Origin of the sequence: Pedobacter sp. AK017 (assembly GCF_014200825.1) — a bacterium.
GTDB classification, from domain to species: domain Bacteria; phylum Bacteroidota; class Bacteroidia; order Sphingobacteriales; family Sphingobacteriaceae; genus Pedobacter; species Pedobacter heparinus.
The window spans coordinates 93,321-113,956 of the sequence record NZ_JACHCW010000005.1; the positions used below are offsets into that span (position 1 = coordinate 93,321).

The 20,636-nt window shown below is 44.2% G+C and carries 15 protein-coding genes and 1 pseudogene; 13 read left to right on the top strand and 3 right to left on the bottom strand.

Features of this window, described 5'->3' with window-relative positions; all coding sequences use genetic code 11:
- Positions 1 to 2 precede the first annotated feature (2 nt).
- The 4 genes from HDC92_RS08535 (at position 3) to HDC92_RS08550 (ending at position 5,446) form a co-directional block, all read left to right on the top strand.
- Positions 3 to 1,022: an asparaginase gene (locus tag HDC92_RS08535; protein WP_183873794.1), complete on the top strand. Its 1,020-nt coding sequence runs from the start codon at positions 3 to 5 to the stop codon at positions 1,020 to 1,022.
- 30 nt (positions 1,023 to 1,052) lie between these two features.
- Positions 1,053 to 2,468, top strand: a complete 1,416-nt coding sequence (locus HDC92_RS08540; RefSeq protein ID WP_183873796.1) for an MBL fold metallo-hydrolase — start codon at positions 1,053 to 1,055, stop codon at positions 2,466 to 2,468.
- A gap of 41 nt (positions 2,469 to 2,509) precedes the next feature.
- On the top strand, positions 2,510 to 3,481 hold the full coding sequence (locus tag HDC92_RS08545) for a polyprenyl synthetase family protein (protein WP_183873798.1): 972 nt from the start codon (positions 2,510 to 2,512) through the stop codon (positions 3,479 to 3,481).
- A gap of 429 nt (positions 3,482 to 3,910) precedes the next feature.
- Complete coding sequence (locus HDC92_RS08550; protein ID WP_183873800.1) at positions 3,911 to 5,446, top strand: SulP family inorganic anion transporter; 1,536 nt, start codon at positions 3,911 to 3,913, stop codon at positions 5,444 to 5,446.
- Positions 5,447 to 5,458: 12 nt separating this feature from the next.
- Here HDC92_RS08550 and HDC92_RS08555 read toward each other — a convergent pair whose 3' ends face one another.
- From HDC92_RS08555 to HDC92_RS08565, 3 genes and pseudogenes are all read right to left on the bottom strand, one after another.
- Complete coding sequence (locus HDC92_RS08555; protein ID WP_183873802.1) at positions 5,459 to 5,617, bottom strand: hypothetical protein; 159 nt, start codon at positions 5,615 to 5,617, stop codon at positions 5,459 to 5,461.
- 84 nt (positions 5,618 to 5,701) lie between these two features.
- A pseudogene (locus HDC92_RS08560) lies at positions 5,702 to 6,111 on the bottom strand (BCCT family transporter).
- A gap of 156 nt (positions 6,112 to 6,267) precedes the next feature.
- A complete protein-coding gene (locus HDC92_RS08565) occupies positions 6,268 to 6,978 on the bottom strand; it encodes a PRC-barrel domain-containing protein (RefSeq protein ID WP_183873803.1) in 711 nt (236 codons plus the stop codon).
- Between the two features lie 369 nt (positions 6,979 to 7,347).
- Between HDC92_RS08565 and HDC92_RS08570 the strand changes: the two genes are divergently transcribed.
- The 9 genes from HDC92_RS08570 to HDC92_RS08610 all read left to right on the top strand — a co-directional run bounded on the left by HDC92_RS08570 (position 7,348) and on the right by HDC92_RS08610 (position 20,635).
- Positions 7,348 to 8,763: an alanine/glycine:cation symporter family protein gene (locus HDC92_RS08570; protein ID WP_183873805.1), complete on the top strand. Its 1,416-nt coding sequence runs from the start codon at positions 7,348 to 7,350 to the stop codon at positions 8,761 to 8,763.
- A 424-nt stretch (positions 8,764 to 9,187) separates the two neighbouring features.
- Positions 9,188 to 11,131: an SPFH domain-containing protein gene (locus tag HDC92_RS08575; protein WP_255484490.1), complete on the top strand. Its 1,944-nt coding sequence runs from the start codon at positions 9,188 to 9,190 to the stop codon at positions 11,129 to 11,131.
- A gap of 380 nt (positions 11,132 to 11,511) precedes the next feature.
- On the top strand, positions 11,512 to 13,734 hold the full coding sequence (locus HDC92_RS08580) for a bifunctional alpha,alpha-trehalose-phosphate synthase (UDP-forming)/trehalose-phosphatase (protein ID WP_183873806.1): 2,223 nt from the start codon (positions 11,512 to 11,514) through the stop codon (positions 13,732 to 13,734).
- Between the two features lie 179 nt (positions 13,735 to 13,913).
- On the top strand, positions 13,914 to 14,483 hold the full coding sequence (gene infC / locus HDC92_RS08585) for a translation initiation factor IF-3 (RefSeq protein ID WP_183873808.1): 570 nt from the start codon (positions 13,914 to 13,916) through the stop codon (positions 14,481 to 14,483).
- Positions 14,484 to 14,589: 106 nt separating this feature from the next.
- Positions 14,590 to 15,975, top strand: coding sequence for a mercuric reductase (locus HDC92_RS08590; protein ID WP_183873810.1), 1,386 nt, complete (start codon positions 14,590 to 14,592; stop codon positions 15,973 to 15,975).
- The gene (locus HDC92_RS08595) at positions 15,976 to 16,944 is read left to right on the top strand and encodes an ABC transporter ATP-binding protein (protein ID WP_183873812.1); all 969 of its coding nucleotides are present in this window, start codon (positions 15,976 to 15,978) and stop codon (positions 16,942 to 16,944) included. It begins immediately after the preceding gene.
- Positions 16,937 to 18,508, top strand: coding sequence for an ABC transporter permease/substrate-binding protein (locus tag HDC92_RS08600; protein ID WP_183873814.1), 1,572 nt, complete (start codon positions 16,937 to 16,939; stop codon positions 18,506 to 18,508). Before HDC92_RS08595 ends, HDC92_RS08600 begins: the two co-directional genes overlap by 8 nt.
- Positions 18,508 to 19,659: an ergothioneine biosynthesis protein EgtB gene (gene egtB / locus HDC92_RS08605; protein WP_183873816.1), complete on the top strand. Its 1,152-nt coding sequence runs from the start codon at positions 18,508 to 18,510 to the stop codon at positions 19,657 to 19,659. Before HDC92_RS08600 ends, egtB begins: the two co-directional genes overlap by 1 nt.
- 7 nt (positions 19,660 to 19,666) lie before the next feature.
- Positions 19,667 to 20,635, top strand: a complete 969-nt coding sequence (locus tag HDC92_RS08610) for an L-histidine N(alpha)-methyltransferase (protein ID WP_183873818.1) — start codon at positions 19,667 to 19,669, stop codon at positions 20,633 to 20,635.
- Position 20,636: the final 1 nt, after the last annotated feature.

Below are 20,636 nucleotides of genomic sequence, written 5' to 3' on the forward strand. Positions count from 1 at the left end.
GAATGACCAAAATACTCATCATATACACCGGCGGAACCATAGGTATGGTAAATGATGCGGATACAGGCGCGCTGATCCCTTTCAATTTTAAGCAGATCCAGCAAAATGTACCGGAACTGGCAAGGCTAAACTATAACCTGGAGGTTTATTCTTTTGATCCAATAATGGATTCGTCGAACATGCACCCGGATATCTGGGCCGAAATGGCACAGCTGATCTTTACCAGATATGATGAGTTTGACGGATTTGTTATCCTTCATGGTTCTGACACCATGGCATTTACAGCCTCTGCACTTAGTTTTATGCTTCAAAATCTAAGTAAACCGGTAATTCTTACAGGTTCTCAGCTGCCTATCGGAGAAATCCGGACAGATGCCAAAGAGAACCTGATCACTGCACTTGAAATTGCTGCAACCAAAGAAAATGGTAAAGCAAAAATACCTGAGGTCTGCATTTACTTTGATTCCCAGCTGTTCCGTGGCAACCGCTCCATTAAGTACAATTCTGAGAAGTTTGAAGCTTTCCGTTCGCCAAACTATCCGGTCCTGGCCGAAGCTGGTGTGCACCTCACTTTTTTTAACAACTATATACTGCCCCAGCCAGAAAAGGAACTGCAGGTATTGTTGGATTTTAACTCCAATATTGGTGTTTTAAAAATGTATCCCGGCATTTCAGAACAGGCGGTAATGGCCATTACCCATTCTTCGGTTGATGCCATAGTTTTGGAAACTTTTGGTTCCGGAAATACCACTACTGCCGAATGGTTCATTGCTTGTTTACAGGAAGCCATCACTAAGGGCAAAATCATAGTTGATATTTCTCAGTGCCAGCGGGGGTCGGTGGAGCTGGGCAAATATGAAACCAGTAAAAAGCTGCAGGAAATGGGTGTAATAAGTGGCTATGATATGACCTTTGAAGCTACTGTTACCAAGTTGATGTACCTTTTGGCACAGGGGCATGGTAATGATGAGGTGATTAAACTCATGGAACAATCACTGCGTGGAGAATTAACCCTAAATTAAGCTTAAATTTGTATATAACCAGGAAAAGTTATGAATATAGAGCAAATTTATACAGGCTGTTTGGCAGAAGCTGCATATTATATTGAAAGTAACGGAGAAGCTGCAATCATAGACCCGCTACGTGAAGTAGCCCCTTATTTAAAAAAAGCGGCCAAGGATAATGCAAAGATCAGGTATATTTTTGAAACGCATTTTCATGCTGATTTCGTTTCAGGGCACATAGACCTGGCAGAGAAATCCGGGGCAACGATTGTATATGGCCCTACTGCTAAAACTTCCTTCAAATCACATGTTGCCAAAGACGGGGAACAATTTAAGATAGGTGAGCTGACCATTGTCGCTTTGCACACGCCCGGGCATACGCCAGAATCAACCACCTATTTACTGATCGATAAATATGGTAAGCCTTATTGTATTTTTACCGGGGATACTTTATTCATAGGCGATGTTGGCCGGCCGGATCTTGCCCAGCAGGGCGACCTGACCATGGAGGATATGGCGGCAACTTTATATGACTCTTTGCACCAAAAAATATTGACGCTGCCAGATGATATCCTGGTTTATCCGGCTCATGGAGCTGGTTCGGCATGTGGTAAGAGCATGAGTAAGGAAACCTTTGATACGTTGGGCCACCAGAAAGCGGTGAACTATGCGCTTAAGGCAGCGAGCAAGGCACAGTTTATAAAAGAAGTTACGGATGGCATTTTACCGCCGCCGCAATATTTCGCAAAAAATGCGGCGATGAATAAGCATGGTTACGAGTCTGTCGATGATGTTTATGAAAAAGGGCTGAAGCCTTTAACACCAGAGGAATTTGAGGCCATGGCCAACCTGGCGGGTGCTTTGATCCTCGATACCAGGGATCCCCAGGTGTTCGCGAAGGCGTTTGTGCCATCGGCTATAAATATTGGGCTAAACGGGCAGTTTGCGCCTTGGGTAGGTGCTTTAATAACTGACCTTAAGCAGCCCTTGTTGCTGGTTTGCGAGCCTGAAAAAGAGGCTGAAACCATTACACGGCTAGCCAGGGTAGGTTATGACAATACGATTGGTTATTTAGCGGGTGGAATTTCGGCCTGGCAAAAAGCAGGTAAGGAGACCGATGCTGTTCAATCGATATCCGCTATGGAATTCGAAGGTATAGCAAACGAAGATGGCACTGTTCAGGTACTTGATGTTAGAAAAGCCGGAGAATACGAGTCAGAGCACCTGGAAATGACAATGACGCGGCCACTGGATGATATCAATGACTGGACCAATGGGCTTGACCATAAAGAAACCTATTACGTGCATTGTGCAGGCGGTTACCGGTCGATGATTGCGGCCTCGATACTGAAGGCAAGAGGTATTGATCATGTAGTAGACATTGCCGGAGGTTATGCTGCAATTAAAAATACCGCGCTGAAGCGCACAGATTTTGCTTGTCCTTCAAAAGCGATGAAAGGTTAGGATATTTTATTATGTTTGCACACCTAATTTTCGTAACCTGAATGCCAGGAATAAATCAGATAAAACTACCCATAGCTGCAGATATAGCTGCCTTTGAAGAGAAATTCAAGGCCTCCATGCATAGTGATGCACCTTTGCTTGACAGGATTACCCATTATATTGTAAAGCGGAAAGGGAAGCAGATCAGGCCGATGTTTGTTTTTTTTGCTGCAAAGCTATGTGGGGGAATCATCGAATCAACACATAGGGGGGCCGCACTGGTGGAGTTGTTGCATACAGCCACCCTTGTTCATGACGATGTAGTAGATAACGCTTATGAACGGAGGGGCTTCTTTTCTATCAATGCCCTATGGAAAAATAAGATTGCTGTTTTAGTAGGCGATTACCTGCTGGCCAAGGGCTTATTGCTTTCGGTGAACAATTCTGAGTTCCGTTTGCTGCAGATCGTTTCTGAAGCGGTGAAACAGATGAGCGAGGGCGAATTGCTGCAGATAGAAAAAGTAAGAAGAATGGACATCAGTGAAGAATTGTATTTTGATGTCATCCGTCAAAAAACAGCCTCCTTAATTGCCTCCTGCTGTGCCTGTGGCGCAGCCTCTGCCGGTGCTGATGAGGAAACCATAGAGAAGATGCGTCTTTTTGGGGAGAAGGTGGGAATTGCCTTTCAGATCAAAGACGATACCTTTGATTTCGGTACAGATGATGTGGGTAAGCCATTGGGTATTGACATCAAAGAGAAGAAGGTTACCTTACCATTGATCTATGCTTTAAACCGCGCTGAAAAGAAGGAGAAGAAAAGGGTCATTAACCTGGTAAAAAACCATCAGGATGATCCTGCAAAAATACAGGAGATCATAGATTTCGTAAATGCGCAGCAAGGTGTTCATTATGCCCATGAAAAAATGATCCAGTACCAGCAGGAAGCCTTTGCTATCCTGCACAGTTTTGAGCCTGGTGATGCCAGGACAGGACTGGAGCAGCTGGTGCGTTATACTACCGAACGTAAGAAGTAGAATTGAAATTGCTGAGATTTTTATCTCTTCTGCAATCCACTTGCAATATTTAGAGGTAACAACCATTCACCCGGTTTTTAAACGTATGCATTGTTTTAAAGTCTTGAAATAATCAGCATCCATATATATGCTGGGCGATTCTAAAGCTATAAAAAACCAACGCATTGTAGCTAAAGAAGCCTAATGACGAGGATCATCCTACCCATGTGGTGTTTAATGTCAGAGTATGAAATGAAATCGATTACTCCAGCTAAGCAGAGGTTTTGCAGATTTTTTCTATCTTTGCCACAATCGAAATGAGAAAAAAAGCTAAAGTTTCATTTAACCCCGTGACATACCACTGATTAAGTCCGGTATGTTGTTCTATTTGTGTCACTAATTTCATGGTGGGTTAATTACTATATTTCTAACTTTTCTTTTATATTTTCTATGTTTTCTCGTATCAATCTATTTGACTTTTCTCAAAAAGTTAACTATAAAACTGAAGTTCTTGCTGGCTTAACGGTTGCGATGACCATGATTCCTGAATCTTTATCCTTTGCCATTCTGGCTGGGTTTTCCCCATTGACCGGGCTGTATGCTGCTTTTTTGATGGGGCTGATCACAGCGATTCTGGGTGGTAGGCCGGGAATGGTGTCCGGTGGTGCGGGCGCTACGGTGGTGGTGCTAATTGCCCTGATGCAATCCCATGGCGTGGAGTATGTGTTTGCGGCTGTTGCGCTGGCTGGTTTGATTCAGATCAGTGTTGGTGTGTTCAGGTTGGGCAAGTTTATTCGTCTGGTGCCTCAGCCGGTGATGTATGGCTTTGTGAATGGTTTGGCGGTGATCATATTTATGGCGCAGCTAGAGCAGTTTAAGGTGGCTTCTGCCAGCGGTGCGGCCTGGCTTTCGGGCGCTGCTTTAGGGACAATGCTTGGACTGGTGATGCTGACCATTGCTGTTGTGGTGTTTTTCCCTAGACTTACTAAAGCAGTTCCTGCCTCACTAGTAGCGATCATCGTAGTGTTTTTGGTGGTACTGGGTTTTGGAATCGATACCAAAACTGTTAAAGATATTGCTTCCATCAGCGGCGGTTTCCCGCCTTTTCATATTCCAAAGGTGCCGTTTGATTTGAACATGCTTCAGGTTATTTTTCCTTATGCGCTGGTGATGGCAGGAGTTGGTTTGATTGAAAGCCTGCTGACCCTGAACGTGGTCGATGAAATTACCGTTACCAAAGGTAGAGGAAACAAGGAGGCAGTAGCGCAGGGTACAGCAAACGTAGTGAACGGTTTCTTTACGGGTATGGGTGGTTGCGCAATGATTGCGCAAACCTTCGTTAATTTATCCGCAGGGTCAAGGGCGCGCTTATCGGGAATTGTTGCGGCCGTGACGATTTTGCTGATCATTCTTTTTGGGGCTCCAGTGATCGAACTGGTTCCAATGGCGGCATTGACCGGGGTAATGATCATGGTGGCGATTGGTACATTTGAGTGGATCAGTTTAAGGATTATCAATAAAATGCCACGGCACGATATAGCAGTGGGGGTTTTGGTGGCTGTAATTACGGTGTGGCTGCATAACCTGGCTTTGGCTGTGCTGATCGGGGTGATAATTTCAGCCCTGGTATTTGCCTGGGAAAGTGCAAAACGCATTCGGGCCAGAAAGTATACTGATGATCAAGGTATTAAGCATTATGAAATATTCGGCCCTTTGTTCTTCGGCTCAACGACTACTTTTCTGGAGAAGTTCGATGTTCACCATGATCCTGAGGAAGTGATCATTGATTTTAAGGAAAGCCGTGTGGCTGATATGAGTGCGATTGAGGCTTTAGCGAAATTAACCGAGAGGTATCATACTGCAGGGAAGAAACTGCATTTGCGGCACCTGAGTCCGGATTGCCGGGTGTTGCTGAAGAATGCGGAATCGGTGGTTGATGTCAATATACTGGAAGATCCGAATTACCGGGTGGCGGTTGATAGATAAATTTGGCATCTTTCATTTGCGGGAATTACTGCTAATGAACATTTCATTTTTTTCTTCCGAGATGAGCTCCAGGTAGTGTTTGAGTATGTCATAGCCCGCTCTTTCATCTCCGAAATAGCATTTTTGGATAGTAGGTTTCTCTGTCCCTGGCTTCTGGAAGGTTTTCTTCATTTATCAGTTGTTGGGATACAACCTTGAGCTGATTTTTTACGCCATATACAAAATTGTTTGCGATGTCATGCCTGATTTCCAATTCTAGCTCCTCAGGGAAAGTGGCAGCCGGTAACGATAGGCAAAGTAAAAAAGTGACAAGCCAACTATTCCATACACGGCCCAAGCGCGGATGCCCCAGTGGAAGAAGGTGTATAGCTGGGCAGTTTTTGTCCGGTTAATGTAATGATTATCTGCGAGGATTTGTGCTGAATAGTGCTGCATTGGCTCGGCTACACCGAAATGTTTGAGCCCGATTCCCATTCCTGCGGCAAAGAGCATAGAGATCCACGAAAAGAATGAATATTCAGGTATATTGTCATTGGATCCAGCCTGATTTTTCCATAACTACTGATCATCAGGTAAATCAGAAAAAGTACAAATATGGTTACTATCCAAATATACACCCAGTTGAGGTTGATGAAAATAAGCTGCTTAATTTGATTCAGTATCACATTTGCCAGATTTGGATAGATAGCGGACGAGGCACACGACGACGATAAAAAAGAGACTTGGTATGGTGATTCCTTTTTTGAAAGTTGTGCTGATCGTTTGCTTGCTGCTCATGCTGTTTCGTTTGGCGCTGGATACTTTATCCTGTATTAGTGCAGTTACAGGGATAGGTTACTGTCATCTGAAAAGAATCCGCTGGCATTAATTCTCGGGGCTTTTTCTAGTTCATCATGTCCGGAGGATACAGTAATACGGTTTGTGTCCCAGTCGATTGAAATTATTTTTTTTACTTCCAGTATCACCCTATCCTGGTCAGAGGTGAATATGTCGTCCATCAGCAAATAGGGTATAGACCAGTCGCTCAGGTTGATGATTACATCCTTCAGTTGCCCGACTCGTCCGATCTGGTTACACACATCATAGCTGGAAATATGCTGCAGGCTCCGCAAATGTGGGTCGAATTTTTTCTCCTGCTCCAGTTTGTTCTGCAACGCGGATGTGCCTTTAAACATACCGGTAGTTGGGAATCCTTTCCCCGCTCCGCCATAGGCAGGCCAGGAATAATGATCAAAAAGGCTCGATTCCTGCTGCCTGGATACCGGCATGTCTGTATCAATATCGGGGCTGTTTTTTACCTGATCTTTGGTAAGATGAACTGGAATCACTTTCAAATCTGTTATTTTTTCGGGGGATTCGATTGCGCAGGGGGCGATCAGTACTTTTCGCTGGAATAGCCAATTTCCTGTTTCTATAACGAAATAGCGAATTGACCATGTGCTGTCATCAAAATACAGGTCTTTTATTTTTCCAATTTCTCCGTCGGTAGCACCAAGTGATACGCCGAAAATCTGATGTCCATGTATTTGCATATGTTCAGGTTAAATAACTAATAGAACACCCGGGGCGTTGTTTTGTTGTTTATTATTAAAAATGCGCTGATGAATCAATATGTTACTGTGCTTTTGGTTGCTGGTCTTTCCAGTCAGGGTATGGCTTTTCATGCCTGTGGTTAACAAGGCTTACCCGCATACTGAAACAATCCCTGTGGGTACTGCGATGATGCCGTAGCCGACGATCATCAGGATGCTGGCCAAGACTTGTCCGGCGAGACTCTGCGGAAAAATATCGCCATAACGGTTGCTTAAGCGAATTGGCAAAACGATTGTAAAATAGTTCTGATAGAATTGGGGCTTTTTTCTTTTCTTTATAAAATAACATACTTAGCTGCAAATCGCAAAATGGAAGAAATACTTACAAATATCAATGACCTGATCTGGAGCAATGCGCTGATCATCCTGTGTATGGGAACCGGAATCTACTTTTCTGTGGTAACACGGTTTCTTCAGGTGAGGTATATCAAAGAGATGTGGCGGCTGTTGTTTGATGGGAAGAGTTCAGATAAAGGAGTTAGTTCGTTCCAGGCTTTTGCGATTGCCATTTCCGGGCGGATTGGTACCGGTAATATCGCCGGGGTGGCAACAGCCATTGCAATGGGAGGGCCTGGTGCGGTGTTTTGGATGTGGCTGATTGCTTTTTTGGGTAGTGCCTCCGCGTTCATTGAAGCTACCCTGGGCCAGATTTACAAGGAGGTAAATAACGGGGAATACCGTGGCGGACCTGCTTATTACATTGAAAAAGGGTTGGGCATGAAGTGGTACGCCATGTTATTTGCGTTAGTAACCGTGTTAAGTACAGCTTTCTTTTTGCCCGGTGTACAGAGCAACAGTATTGCTTTAAGCATGCAGAATGCCTTTGCAATTCCTGTGTCTTATACCGGGGCAGGAGTGGTATTACTCCTTGCACTTATCATTTTTGGTGGGGTTAAACGCATAGGGAAAGTGGCTGAAATTGTAGTGCCTTTTATGGCTGGGGGATATATCCTGATGGCGATCGTGATCATGGCTTTAAATTTTGCTGAAATCCCTGCGGTGATTTCGCTGATCATTAAATCGGCTTTTAAACTGGAACCCGCCTTTGCGGGTGTTTTTGGTATGGCAGTAGCCTGGGGGGTGAAGCGTGGGATTTATTCAAATGAGGCTGGTCAGGGAACGGCTCCGCATGCTGCTGCTGCTGCAGAGGTAAGCCATCCTGCAAAGCAGGGTTTAGTCCAGGCTTTTTCTGTTTATATTGATACCTTGTTCGTTTGTACCGCCACTGCGTTCATGATCCTGTTTACCGGTAAATACAATGTGCTCAATCCGGAAGGTGGCTTTCTGGTAGAAAATCTGCCGGATGCAAAGATCGGTGCGGAATATACCCAGCAAGCGATCAGTTCACATTTCCCTTCCATGGGTGCAGGCTTTGTGGCAATATCTTTGTTGTTTTTCGCTTTTACTACCATCATGGCTTATTATTATATTGCTGAAACCAACTTAAGTTATCTGGATAAAAAGGGAAATAAATGGGCGGTAAATGCGCTTAGGCTATTGCTGTTGTTTTCTACTTTTTACGGTTCAGTAAAGACTGCCGAAGCGGCCTGGACTTTGGGGGATATTGGCGTGGGCATGATGGCCTGGTTGAATGTCATTGCAATCCTATTGTTACGGAAGCCGGCATTGAAAGCACTTCGTGACTATCAGCAGCAACGTAAAGCTGGCAAAGATCCGGTTTTTAATGCTAAAGATCTCGGAATCGAAAATACGAACGAATGGTAAGTTTCAGTAGCTAAAACGCGCAGCATTGACCAGGTATCGGGATGCTATCTGGCATTTTTAAGTCTGGTGATTTAACTGGTAATGCTGAATTTTCACTGCCCTTTGAGAACTCCCAAAGTGTTGTTGCGGATGTAATCCTAAAAGACCTTTTGTGACGGACAAAACCCCAGTTGAAAGCGCTTCAGGGATAACCATTTACCTCTTGTAAAATTTCAATGTTTTCCTGTGTTCTACTTAGCGATTTGCAGAAACATCAAGTGCAGATGATATTTTTTTAAAAATCGCCCCTGAGTCGTCTTTGAGGCCTTAAAAACGATAAAAATATATATTGAAAATTGCTATAAAATGATCAAACTAAGCGTTTAATTTGACCTCGATATCGCGCCTGACGAATGGTTTTTCAGGCGATAAAAGATAGCAATATATGACTATGGAAGCGCTCATTTTAAATTACTGGTGGGTGGTGGTGGCACTGATGTGTGCAGTTTTAAACAAATATATTTTGCGTTTTTTCTTCGGCATGGTTGTCGTTCCGGAAGATAGAATCGGACTGGTTACCAAAAAATTTATTTTGTACGGGCCTGGTAAGGAGTTGCCCGACGGCAGGATCATAGCCATCAAAGGTGAAGCAGGCTTTCAGGGAAAGACACTTGCGCCGGGGCTGTATTTTGGGATGTGGTTTTGGCAGTATACTGTTACCATGGAGGAATTTACAGTAATTCCTGAAGGCCAGATTGGCTTGATCATGGCAAAAGATGGCGCGGAGATTCCAACGGGAAATATTCTGGGGCATAAAGTGGAATGCGATAACTTTCAGGATGCGGTGAAATTTCTGGAAAGTGGCGGCCAACGCGGCAGACAAACCTGCTACATCACGTCCGGTTCGTACCGGATCAACACGCTACTGTTCCAGATCTCTGTCACCGATATGGTCAGGATCCAGGAAAGCATGGTCGGCATTGTAACCACTTTAGATGGCTTGCCGATTGAACGGGACCAGATTGCCGGTAAACTGATCGAAGGCCATAATAACTTTCAGGATTTTGATGAGTTTATCAATAAAGGTGGCAACCGTGGCTTGCAGCCACAGGTGGTATTGGCGGGTTCATATAATCTTAATCCATGGGCGATCCAGCTGGAGCAGATTCCCATGACCGAAATTGCCATTGGATATGTAGGTGTCGTGATTTCTTATATTGGAAATGACGGCAATGATCTAACCGGAGCCGATTTTAAACACGGTAACATCGTGGCAAAGGGTTCCAAAGGCGTGTGGCTGGAGCCGCTGGGTCCTGGAAAGTATCCGATCAATAAGTACGTGATGAAAGTGGAGCCGGTGCCTACTACTAACCTGGTTTTGAACTGGGCATCTGCCCGGAGTGAGGCACATAATCTGGATAAGAATTTATGTACCATTACGGTAAGGTCTAAAGACGGCTTTCCTTTCAACCTGGATGTCTCACAGATCATTCACGTTCCTACTACTGAAGCACCAAAGGTGATTGCCCGTTTTGGTAACATGGTAAACCTGGTTTCGCAGGTACTGGAGCCTACTATAGGCAATTATTTTCGCAACTCGGCGCAGGATAGTGATGTAATTGCTTTTTTAAGTACCCGCAAGGAGCGCCAGGAATCTGCAAAGGAACACATCCGAAAGGTGCTTGATGAGTACAATGTAAATGCAGTAGATACGCTGATTGGTGATATTGTTCCGCCTGAATCGCTGATGAAAACATTAACTGACCGCAAGATCGCTGAAGAGCAGAAAGTAACGTACAATACGCAGAAGCAAGCTCAGGAAACCGGTCAGGGAATGGAGAAAGAAACCGCCATTGCCGACATGCAAAAGGACATGGTCAAAGCCCAGCAAAGCGTGGAGATCGCCGAACGAACAGCAAGTGCCACGGTTAAAAAATCTGAGGGCGATGCTGCCGGTGTGAAACTTGCGGTGGGAGCGGAAGCTGAGGCCACTAAAATGAGGGCTCATGCTGAGGCGGAAGCAACCAAAGCCAGGGCACATGCAGATTCAGAAGCCATTAAATTACGGGCTTCTGCCGAGGCTGAAATGATCTCGCTGACCGGCAGCGCGGAAGCGGGTAAGATTTTGGCTGTGGGTAAATCAACCGCAGAGGCGTACGAACTGGCTGTTAAAGCGCTCGGAGGCGAAAACTTTACCCGCTATAAGATTACCGAAGAGTTGTCGAAAGGGAAAGTCAAACTCATTCCTGATGTGCTGATCGGGAGCAGTGGGCCTAACGGTGCCTCAGCTATGGACGGCCTGTTGGGAATCAAGTTAATGGAACTGATGGATCCTGCTGGCCGCCGTGAAGTAGTACCAGCTGTAGCGCTTGCAGAGGCTAAGCCTTAAAAATTAATTTATCCGGATCCCGTTCTAAAAATACTGTAGGGCGGGATCTTTTTCTTGATGTGTTAACTTGTATCGCTTCTAGATACGGAGCATCTTTGTGTTAGAGAATGGTAATATAAAAAGCGTCTGATCGCTAAGTAAATCTCGTTCATCTCGCAAGATAGGAATTTGAATGTAAATAGCTCTGAGCTATGCACAACTGAGGATGATGTTGCCTCAAAAGGTGTTTAGAATATATTTTGTACCTTTGCAGCTCATTCGCTGGTCCAGCGTTTATTATCTTGCCTTTCCCTTTAAGGGATTCTATCAGGCAGTCCGTCAGCATGGAGATTTATTTTATTATTTCACTTGGCGGAGTCACATCTTAAAACCAATTGATTATGCAGAAAAGATTGCTCATAGTTTCCAACCGATTACCCCTTACCATTGAAAAGACTGATCATGAGTATCAAAGTCGCCAGTCTTCCGGTGGACTGGTCTCGGCTGTCGATGCCTACCTGAATAATAACGGGAAAGAAGTGTTTTCTGAACGTATCTGGGCTGGGGTGCCTGGTGTGAGTTCGGAGATTTGGGATATGGTTGATCTGGGGCAAACGGATTACCAGTATCTACCTGTATTTCCCGGTGAGCAAGAATATGAAGAGTATTATAATGGCTTTTCCAATTCCTTACTCTGGCCACTTTTTCATTATTTTCCTTCTTTTGCAGCGTATGAGCCCGCTTTTTTTGAGGCATATATGGCGGTGAACAAAGCTTTCTGCAGGACACTGTGTACAGAAATCAGACCGGGAGATGTTGTATGGATCCATGACTACCATTTACTCCCCCTGGCAGGTATGCTGAGAGAAAAATTACCTGATCTCACCATTGGCTTCTTTCTGCACATTCCTTTTCCTTCGTATGAGCTTTTCCGGCTAATTCCCAAGCGCTGGCAAAAGGCCTTGCTTGAAGGGATGTTGGGAGCGGATTTAATTGGCTTTCATACGGCAGAATATGTTGCCCATTTCCTGAAGACGGTGGATATGTCGCTTAAAACCGAACATGATGATCAGTATATACAATGGGGAACCCGGCAGGTGCAGGTAGATGCATTTCCGGTGAGTATAAATTTTGATCTGTTCAACAATGCTTTCGATCATCCAGGTGTGGAATCGCTTCGGCAAAAGTATCTGCAGATGAAAGGCAAAAAGAAGATGATTTTTTCGGTCGACAGGCTGGATTATACCAAAGGGATTTACAACCGCCTCATAGCTTATGAGCTTTTTTTGCAGCGTTCACCTGAATACCGGGGAAATATCGTTTTTGTGTTGGTGATGGTTCCTTCACGCGATACGATCACCAGGTATAATGAAAAAAAGAAAATGATCGATGAGTTTATAGGTAATCTGAACAGTACCATTGGGAACATTTCCTGGCAGCCTGTTATTTATCAGTATGACCACCTTGACTTTAATGAACTGGTTGCATTGTATACCACGTGTGACCTGGCTTTGATCACCCCACTGCGTGACGGAATGAATCTGGTGGCCAAAGAATTTGTTGCCAGCCGCAGGGACGAAAAAGGAGTTTTGATATTGAGTGAGATGGCCGGGGCGGCAGCCGAACTCAAAGAAGCGCTGCTCATTAATCCGAATGACGCCGATGAACTCGCTGAGACAATTGCATGCGGTTTGGGAATGTCAGAAGAGGAACAGCGCTCACGGATGCGCAGTATGCGCGATCTGGTTCAGCAGTATGATGTGAATGCCTGGGCCATGGATTTTTTTGGCGAACTGGATCAGGTGAAAGCTTTGCAGTTAAAGTTTGAGGTGAAGTTTTTGGATAATTTTGCCAGGGCAGACTTAATTGAGGATTACAAATCCGGAGAAAATCGATTGTTTTTGTTGGATTACGATGGAACGCTGGTTAATTTTTCCAAAGATCCATCCAAAGCTTCTCCAGATAGCGCGCTGCTGGAATTGTTACACATGCTTTGCTCGGTGCCCGGCAATAATGTATATGTGATCAGTGGCAGAGACAGCGATACACTCGACAAATGGCTGGGACACTTACCTATTGGCCTGATTGCTGAACATGGCGCTAAAAACAGACATATCGGCGGTAATTGGTCGAACGAAGCACTCGCCGAATCAACGGAATGGAAGGAAAAGATCGAAAATATTATGCAGCATTATGTATTCAGGAGCCCGGATTCCTTTATTGAGAAAAAGGATTTTTCCCTGGCCTGGCATTACAGGAATGCGGATCCTTTCCTGGCAGGTAGGCGGGCCAGAGATCTTTACGAGGAGCTGGTCGAATACACGGTGCAGATGCCACTGGATGTATTGAATGGGCACAAGGTAATAGAGGTTCGGAATAAAGGCATTAACAAGGGCCTGGCGGTTGCACGCATATTGGATTCAGGCAGTTATGATTTTATTCTGTGTGTGGGGGATGACCAGACCGATGAGGACATGTTTAAAATTCTGGCTAAAAACACCTCTGCCTATACTGTTAAGGTAGGTCATCAGGCTTCTTTTGCCGCATACAATTTGTACACTCCATTTCTTGTCCTTTCTTTGCTTGATTCGATAGTTTCCACTCAGGGTATAGAAAGCATTTGATCGAAAAACAATAAAAAGTTAAGATTCTTCCTAGCTCGTGCCGGGATGGCTATCAGATAGAAATCTTAATGTAAAGTCATCTATTGATTTTTTCTAATCAAGAACCTGATAGAATTGTTATTTTAAGCATAGCGCGGAAGCGCTGTTCAATTATTTTTATTCACTAAAACTTTTCAAATTTGGCATTAAAAAAAGCAGGATTTAGCAGGGGTACACGTTTACCCTTCAAAAAGAAAGAAGCAGAACACAAGATCAACCATTTTATTACCTCTCCCGAGGTACGGTTAGTCGGCGATGATGTCGAGACCGATGTATATCCGCTGGCAAAAGCCATAGAGATGGCCGAAGAACACGGACTCGACCTGGTCGAAATATCTCCAAAGGCAATCCCGCCGGTTTGCCGGATCATAGACTACAATAAATTTCTATTCGAGAAGAAGAAAAAAGACAAGGAAATTAAGGCGAAGGCCAAACAGACTGTCATCAAGGACATACGCTTTGGGCCAAATACGGACGATCACGACTTTGAATTTAAACTTAAACATGCGGTGTCATTCCTGCAAAGCGGGGAAAAGGTCCGGGCTTTTGTTCATTTTAAAGGCAGGTCTATTGTGTATAAGGATAGGGGAGAAATCTTGCTCCTGAAATTTGCGCAGGCGCTGGAAGAGGTGGGCAAGGTGGAACTCCTGCCCAAACTTGAAGGCAAAAGAATGTTTTTGACACTTGGACCCAAAACCGGCAAAAAGTAAGCGAGAAATTCCCTACACTATAAAAATGATATAGTTTGTTTTTTAACGGACTTGTTTACTGTCCTAATAATTTTAGTTATTTTAGAATAGCTCCAATACAAAACATATGAAACATTACGATGCTATTATCATTGGCTCCGGTCAGGCTGGCACCCCACTCGCAAAAAAGATGGCTATGGCCGGAAAAAAAACAGCCATCATTGAAAAAGGTTTAATCGGCGGGACCTGTATTAATGACGGTTGCACGCCAACCAAGGCTATGATTGCATCTGCCCGTGCAGTTCACAGGGCAAGGACAGCCGCAGAATTGGGCGTGGAAACAGGGGAGGTCAAAGTGAACTTTAAAAAAATCAAGCAAAGAAAAGATGACATCGTGGAATCCTTCCGGTCCTCTGCCCGAAAGGGACTCGAAGACACTGACGGCCTTGACCTGATCTTTGGTGAGGCGGAATTTTCAGGCAATAAAGCGTTGACGGTGACAACTTATGATGGCGGAGTACAAAAATTCACAGCGGATCTGATCTTCATTAATACCGGTGCTAAAACGATTATTCCGCCAATAAAGGGGTTGTCAGCTATCAATTATTTGACTTCTACCACGATTCTTGACCTGGAAGAAGCTCCCGGGCATCTGATTGTAATTGGTGGAAATTATATAGGACTTGAGTTAGGCCAGATGTTTCACCGTTTTGGGAGTAAGGTAACCATCCTGGAAAAATCTTCCAGAATCACCGGACGGGAGGATGAGGACGTCTCTGCAGAGCTAACAAAAATATTGCAGGATGAAGGTCTCCAGATTCTGGCTGACTGCAAAATCAAAGAAATAAAACAGATGGACGGGAAGGTAATCCTGGATCTTGAGGTTGCAGGCAATCCACATAAAATACCAGCCACCCATGTGTTGGTCGCAGCAGGAAGGAAAGCGCAGACCGATGCACTTAAGCTCTCAGTTGCAGGTATTGCCACCGATGAAAAGGGAAACGTAATTGTTAACAACAAGCTGGAGACTAACGTTAAGGGCGTTTATGCCCTGGGCGATGTAAATGGCGGACCTGCATTTACACATATCGCTTATAATGATTATATCATTGTATATAATAACCTGATTAAAAGCGAGAACTGCAGCACTGAGGGCAGGCCGATACCCTATTGTATGTTTACCGATCCGCAATTGGCCCGTATTGGAATTTCAGAGGGCCAGGCCAGGGCGGAGAAGCTGGATTTCACTGTCGCTAAAATACCCATGAGTAATGTTGCAAGGGGAATAGAGACAGGCGAAACCATGGGATTTATGAAAGCTGTTGTGGATAGGAAAAGCAAAAAGATACTGGGTGCCTGTATACTTTCGTCAGAAGGGGGAGAGATCATGTCAATTTTGCAAATGGCAATGGAAGGAGGAATTACTTATGACAGGATCAGGGAAAATATCTTTGCGCATCCCACCTATGCTGAATCCTTAAACAACTTATTTATGAAAATAGAGGATAAATAAATGATCACGCTAGCAGGTGTCAGCAAGAATTTTGGAAATACCCGGGCCGTAAATCAGATTTCATTTAAGGTAGAGGAAGGGGAAACGCTTGTACTTCTGGGAACCAGTGGATGTGGTAAGACTACAACATTGAAAATGATCAACAGGCTTATTGAACCCGGTTCGGGAACTATTTGCATTGATGGCAGAGATATCAAACAAGAAAATCCCGAAGAGCTGAGGCGGAGAATTGGCTATGTACTCCAAAATATAGGGCTTTTTCCTCATTATACCGTGGCAGAAAATATTGCTGTGGTAGCAAAATTATTGAAATGGGGCAAAGAAAAAATTCTGGAACGCACTTTCGAACTGATAGAAAAACTGCACCTGCCCGATGATTGTCTGAACTTATTTCCCCACCAGCTGAGTGGTGGCCAGCAGCAACGTATTGGACTGGCTAGAGCACTGGTTACCGATCCAGCGATTTTATTGATGGATGAGCCCTTCGGAGCACTTGATAATGTAACCAGGTCAAGTATCCAGGCAGAATTTAAAGCTCTTGAAGAGTTCAAAAGGAAAACTATTGTGATGGTTACCCACGATGTTCAGGAAGCTTTCGAGCTGGCTGATCGCATCTGCCTGATGAATAATGGTGAAATCGTTCAGATTGGAACACCTAAGGATTTGCTTTATAAACCAGTTGATGACTTTGCCAGGAGATTTCTGGACGGGCATCGGCTGGCGCTTGAATTTAAAGTAATCACCATTCAGGATATCTGGGAATTCTTGCCTGACGCTTCCCCGGAGCGAACAGAAAATGTGCTTTCTGCAGAGATGGATGTATGGTCGGCAATGGAGCGGCTGAATTCGGCGGCAAGCGACGAATCTCCTGATTATCTGCACCCGCATACCGGACAAACAAAGGGCATTACTTTTAAAGTGTTGAGCAGCGCATTTCATTCTTATCAAAACAGCAAGAGAAATGATTGAGCAGGAACAGACATTATGGAGCTTTATGTTACAGCAGTCTGATAAATTGCTTGCCCAGACCTTGCAGCACCTTGGGCTCACCTTTATTTCTTTGTTGCTCGCAACCGTAATCGGATTACCACTCGGTATTCTGATTGCGCGACGAAGGAAGCTGGCAGGTAGTATACTTGGAATTGCAGGTGTACTGCAAACGATTCCCAGTATTGCGTTATTGGGCTTTATGATCCCGCTGCTTGGCATTGGTGCAAAGCCAGCCATCGTAGCGCTGTTGATTTACGCCTTACTTCCGATCATACGCAACACCTATACCGGAATCTCAGGGATAGACCGCTACATTATCGAAGCGGCAAACGCTTTGGGGATGAATAAGCGGCAAATACTTTTCCAGGTAGAGTTGCCTTTGGCGATGCCAGTAATCCTGGCCGGCATCCGCACAGCAACAGTGATTAATGTTGGGGTTGCTACACTGGCTTCTTTCATTGCCGCCGGCGGATTGGGCGAATTTATTTTTGGTGGTATTTCTTTGAATAACTCGAATATGATTCTTGCAGGCGCAATTCCTGCGGCGCTCCTGGCTGTTATCCTGGATCTTTTATTGTCAGCGCTACAACGTTTTGATTTTAGAAAACTAAAGAAATTGCTGTACCTTTTTCCGATGGCTATTTTGCTGTTGTGCGGTTACTATCTGTTTCCCCGCGCCTATGGAACTAAACTTAGAGCAGGCTTTACACCTGAGTTTATGGGAAGGCAGGATGGTGACCTGGGATTGAAGTCTGTTTACGGATTGAAAATCCATACCACCGTGATCAGCGATGCGGTGATGTACAAAGCTGCATATGCAGGTGAGCTGGATGTGATCAGTGGCTATTCGACAGACGGCCGCTTAAGAGCTTTTGGGCTGACCATATTAAAAGATGACAAAGGTATATTTCCCCCATATTATGCTGCACCGATTATTCGCCAGGCATCGCTGGAAAAATTTCCAGATCTTGAGGCTTCGCTAAACCTGCTAGCAGGAAAGATCAATGATTCGGTGATGACCGATCTCAATTACCGTACGGACTATCTGAAACAAACACCTGAGCGGGTTGCTAAAGATTTTTTGATTGGCAGCGGCTTATATAAAAGTCCCAGGAACGGACGCTCAGGGATCGTCAGGATCGGATCAAAAATATTTGGTGAGCAATATATTTTGGCCGAAATATATAGTATGCTGATTAAAGGCAATACTGACTATGAAGTTTCGACAAAAACAGGGCTTGGAGGAACCAAGATTTGTTTTGATGCCCTGATGAATGATCAGATTGATTTTTATCCGGAATATACCGGTACGGGACTGCTTGTTTTGCTTCAGCCTGATCCCGCAGCCGTAAAGAAAATCGTTCACGATAAAGACAAGACATATAATTATGTGAAAGCTGCTTTTCAAAAGAAATACAAGATCCGTTGGCTTAAACCCATAGGATTTAACAATTCTTACGCATTAATGATGCGTGAAAAACAATCGAAAGCACTTGGTGTTACTACTATTTCAGCACTCAAAAATTATTTAGATAGAAACTGATGACATTTGCCGACCAATATCTAGCGATCAGAAAACATACTGAGCAAATTTGCGCACCTTTACAGACCGAAGATTATGTAGTACAGCCTGTAGTGGATGTTAGCCCACCCAAATGGCATCTTGGACATACCACATGGTTCTTTGAAACATTCCTTTTGCAACCATTTCTTGATCATTATCAGGTTTGCAACGCAGATTATAATTATGTATTCAACAGTTATTACGAAACCGTTGGCAACCGCGTGATCAGAACAGATCGTGGCAACCTTAGCCGCCCTGGTGTTAGTGAGATTTATCAATACAGATCGTATGTTGACCAGGCAATGCTCAGCTTACTACAGGAGGAAATTACAGCAGAGATTAAAGAGCTTCTGCTACTTGGATTTAACCATGAGCAACAACACCAGGAATTGTTGCTAACAGATATAAAGTATATCCTCGGAAACAATCCGCTCTTTCCCCCGTATCGGCAACCAGGCAGCGAAGTTATTCCAAACAATGTTAAAACAGCTGAAATGATTTCCTTTAAAGAAGGCATTTATGAGATTGGTTATTCGGGAGACGGATTCTGTTTTGACAATGAACTGGGCAGGCATAAAGTGTATCTGCATCCCTTCAACTTAAGTTCACAACTGGTCAGCAATGGTGAATATCTCAAATTCATCGAGGATGGTGGGTACACCAACTTCAATTACTGGCATGCAGAAGGCTGGGATTGGGTGAAGAACAACCAGGTCATTGCTCCGATGTACTGGCACTGGATAGATGATAAATGGTTTATTTATACATTGGAGGGGCTCATGCCTCTTGTTCCGGATGAAACACTTGCTCATGTAAGTTATTATGAAGCCTACGCATTTGCCAATTGGGCCGGTAAGCGGCTGCCAACAGAATTTGAGTGGGAAGTTGCAGCTGATTTCCTGGATTGGGGAACACGTTGGGAATGGACCGGTAGTGCCTACCTGCCCTATCCCGGTTTTACTAAAGCGCCCGGAGCTATAGGGGAATACAACGGCAAGTTTATGGTCAATCAAAAAGTACTTCGCGGGGCATCAGTGGCTACACCGGTAGGGCATAGCCGGAATACTTACCGGAATTTCTTTCATCCGCACTTAAGATGGCAATTTACAGGTATAAGACTCGCACAATAATTTCGACATGGATACAACAATAAAATTAATACCCGGTACAGCGAATTTTCTGGAAGATATACTGACAGGTCTTAAGGCAAGGCCAAAATTTTTGCATTCTAAATATTTCTACGACCGCCAGGGTGATGCTATATTCCAGCAGATCATGGCAATGAAAGAATATTATCTTACAGATTCGGAGATGGACATACTTGCCAATCAGTCAAAAGAAATTGCAAAAATGATCGCCGAAAAAAACAGCCCCTTTGATTTACTTGAACTGGGTGCGGGTGATGCCACCAAATCGATTCACCTGTTAAAGGAATTGACTGCTTTGGAACTTGAATTCAGCTATCTGCCTGTTGATATATCTGCAAATGTGATCACAAATCTTGAAAATTGTTTACCACTGCAGCTGCCCGGTCTGGATATCAAAGGGCTCAACGGCGATTATCTGGATATGCTGAAAAAGGGCACTACATTTTCTGACCGTAGAAAAGTGGTTTTGTTCATGGGTGCAAATATTGGCAACATGAATATGGAAGACACGTTGAATTTTTGTAACAAACTGAGGGAATCACTTTCTGAAAATGATATTTTGCTTATTGGTTTTGACCTGAAGAAAAATCCCCGGCAAATTCTGTCAGCATATAGTGATGCCGGTGGAATAACCCGTGATTTCAATCTTAACCTGCTTAAACGGATCAACAGGGAACTGGGTGGAGATTTCGATCTGAAAAATTTTGAGCATTATGCCAGCTATGATCCTGAATCCGGCGCCTGCAAGAGTTTTCTGGTCAGTCTGACAGATCAGACTGTTCACATAGGGGATGATACCATTCAGTTTTTAGAAAATGAATATATTTTCATGGAAATTTCACAGAAGTATGCCCTGGAAGACATTGAAATGCTGGCTATTAAATCCGGATTTCGGTGTAAGCAGCATTTTTTTGATAAAAACATGTATTTTGTCGATTCCATTTGGCTGGTGGATTGAG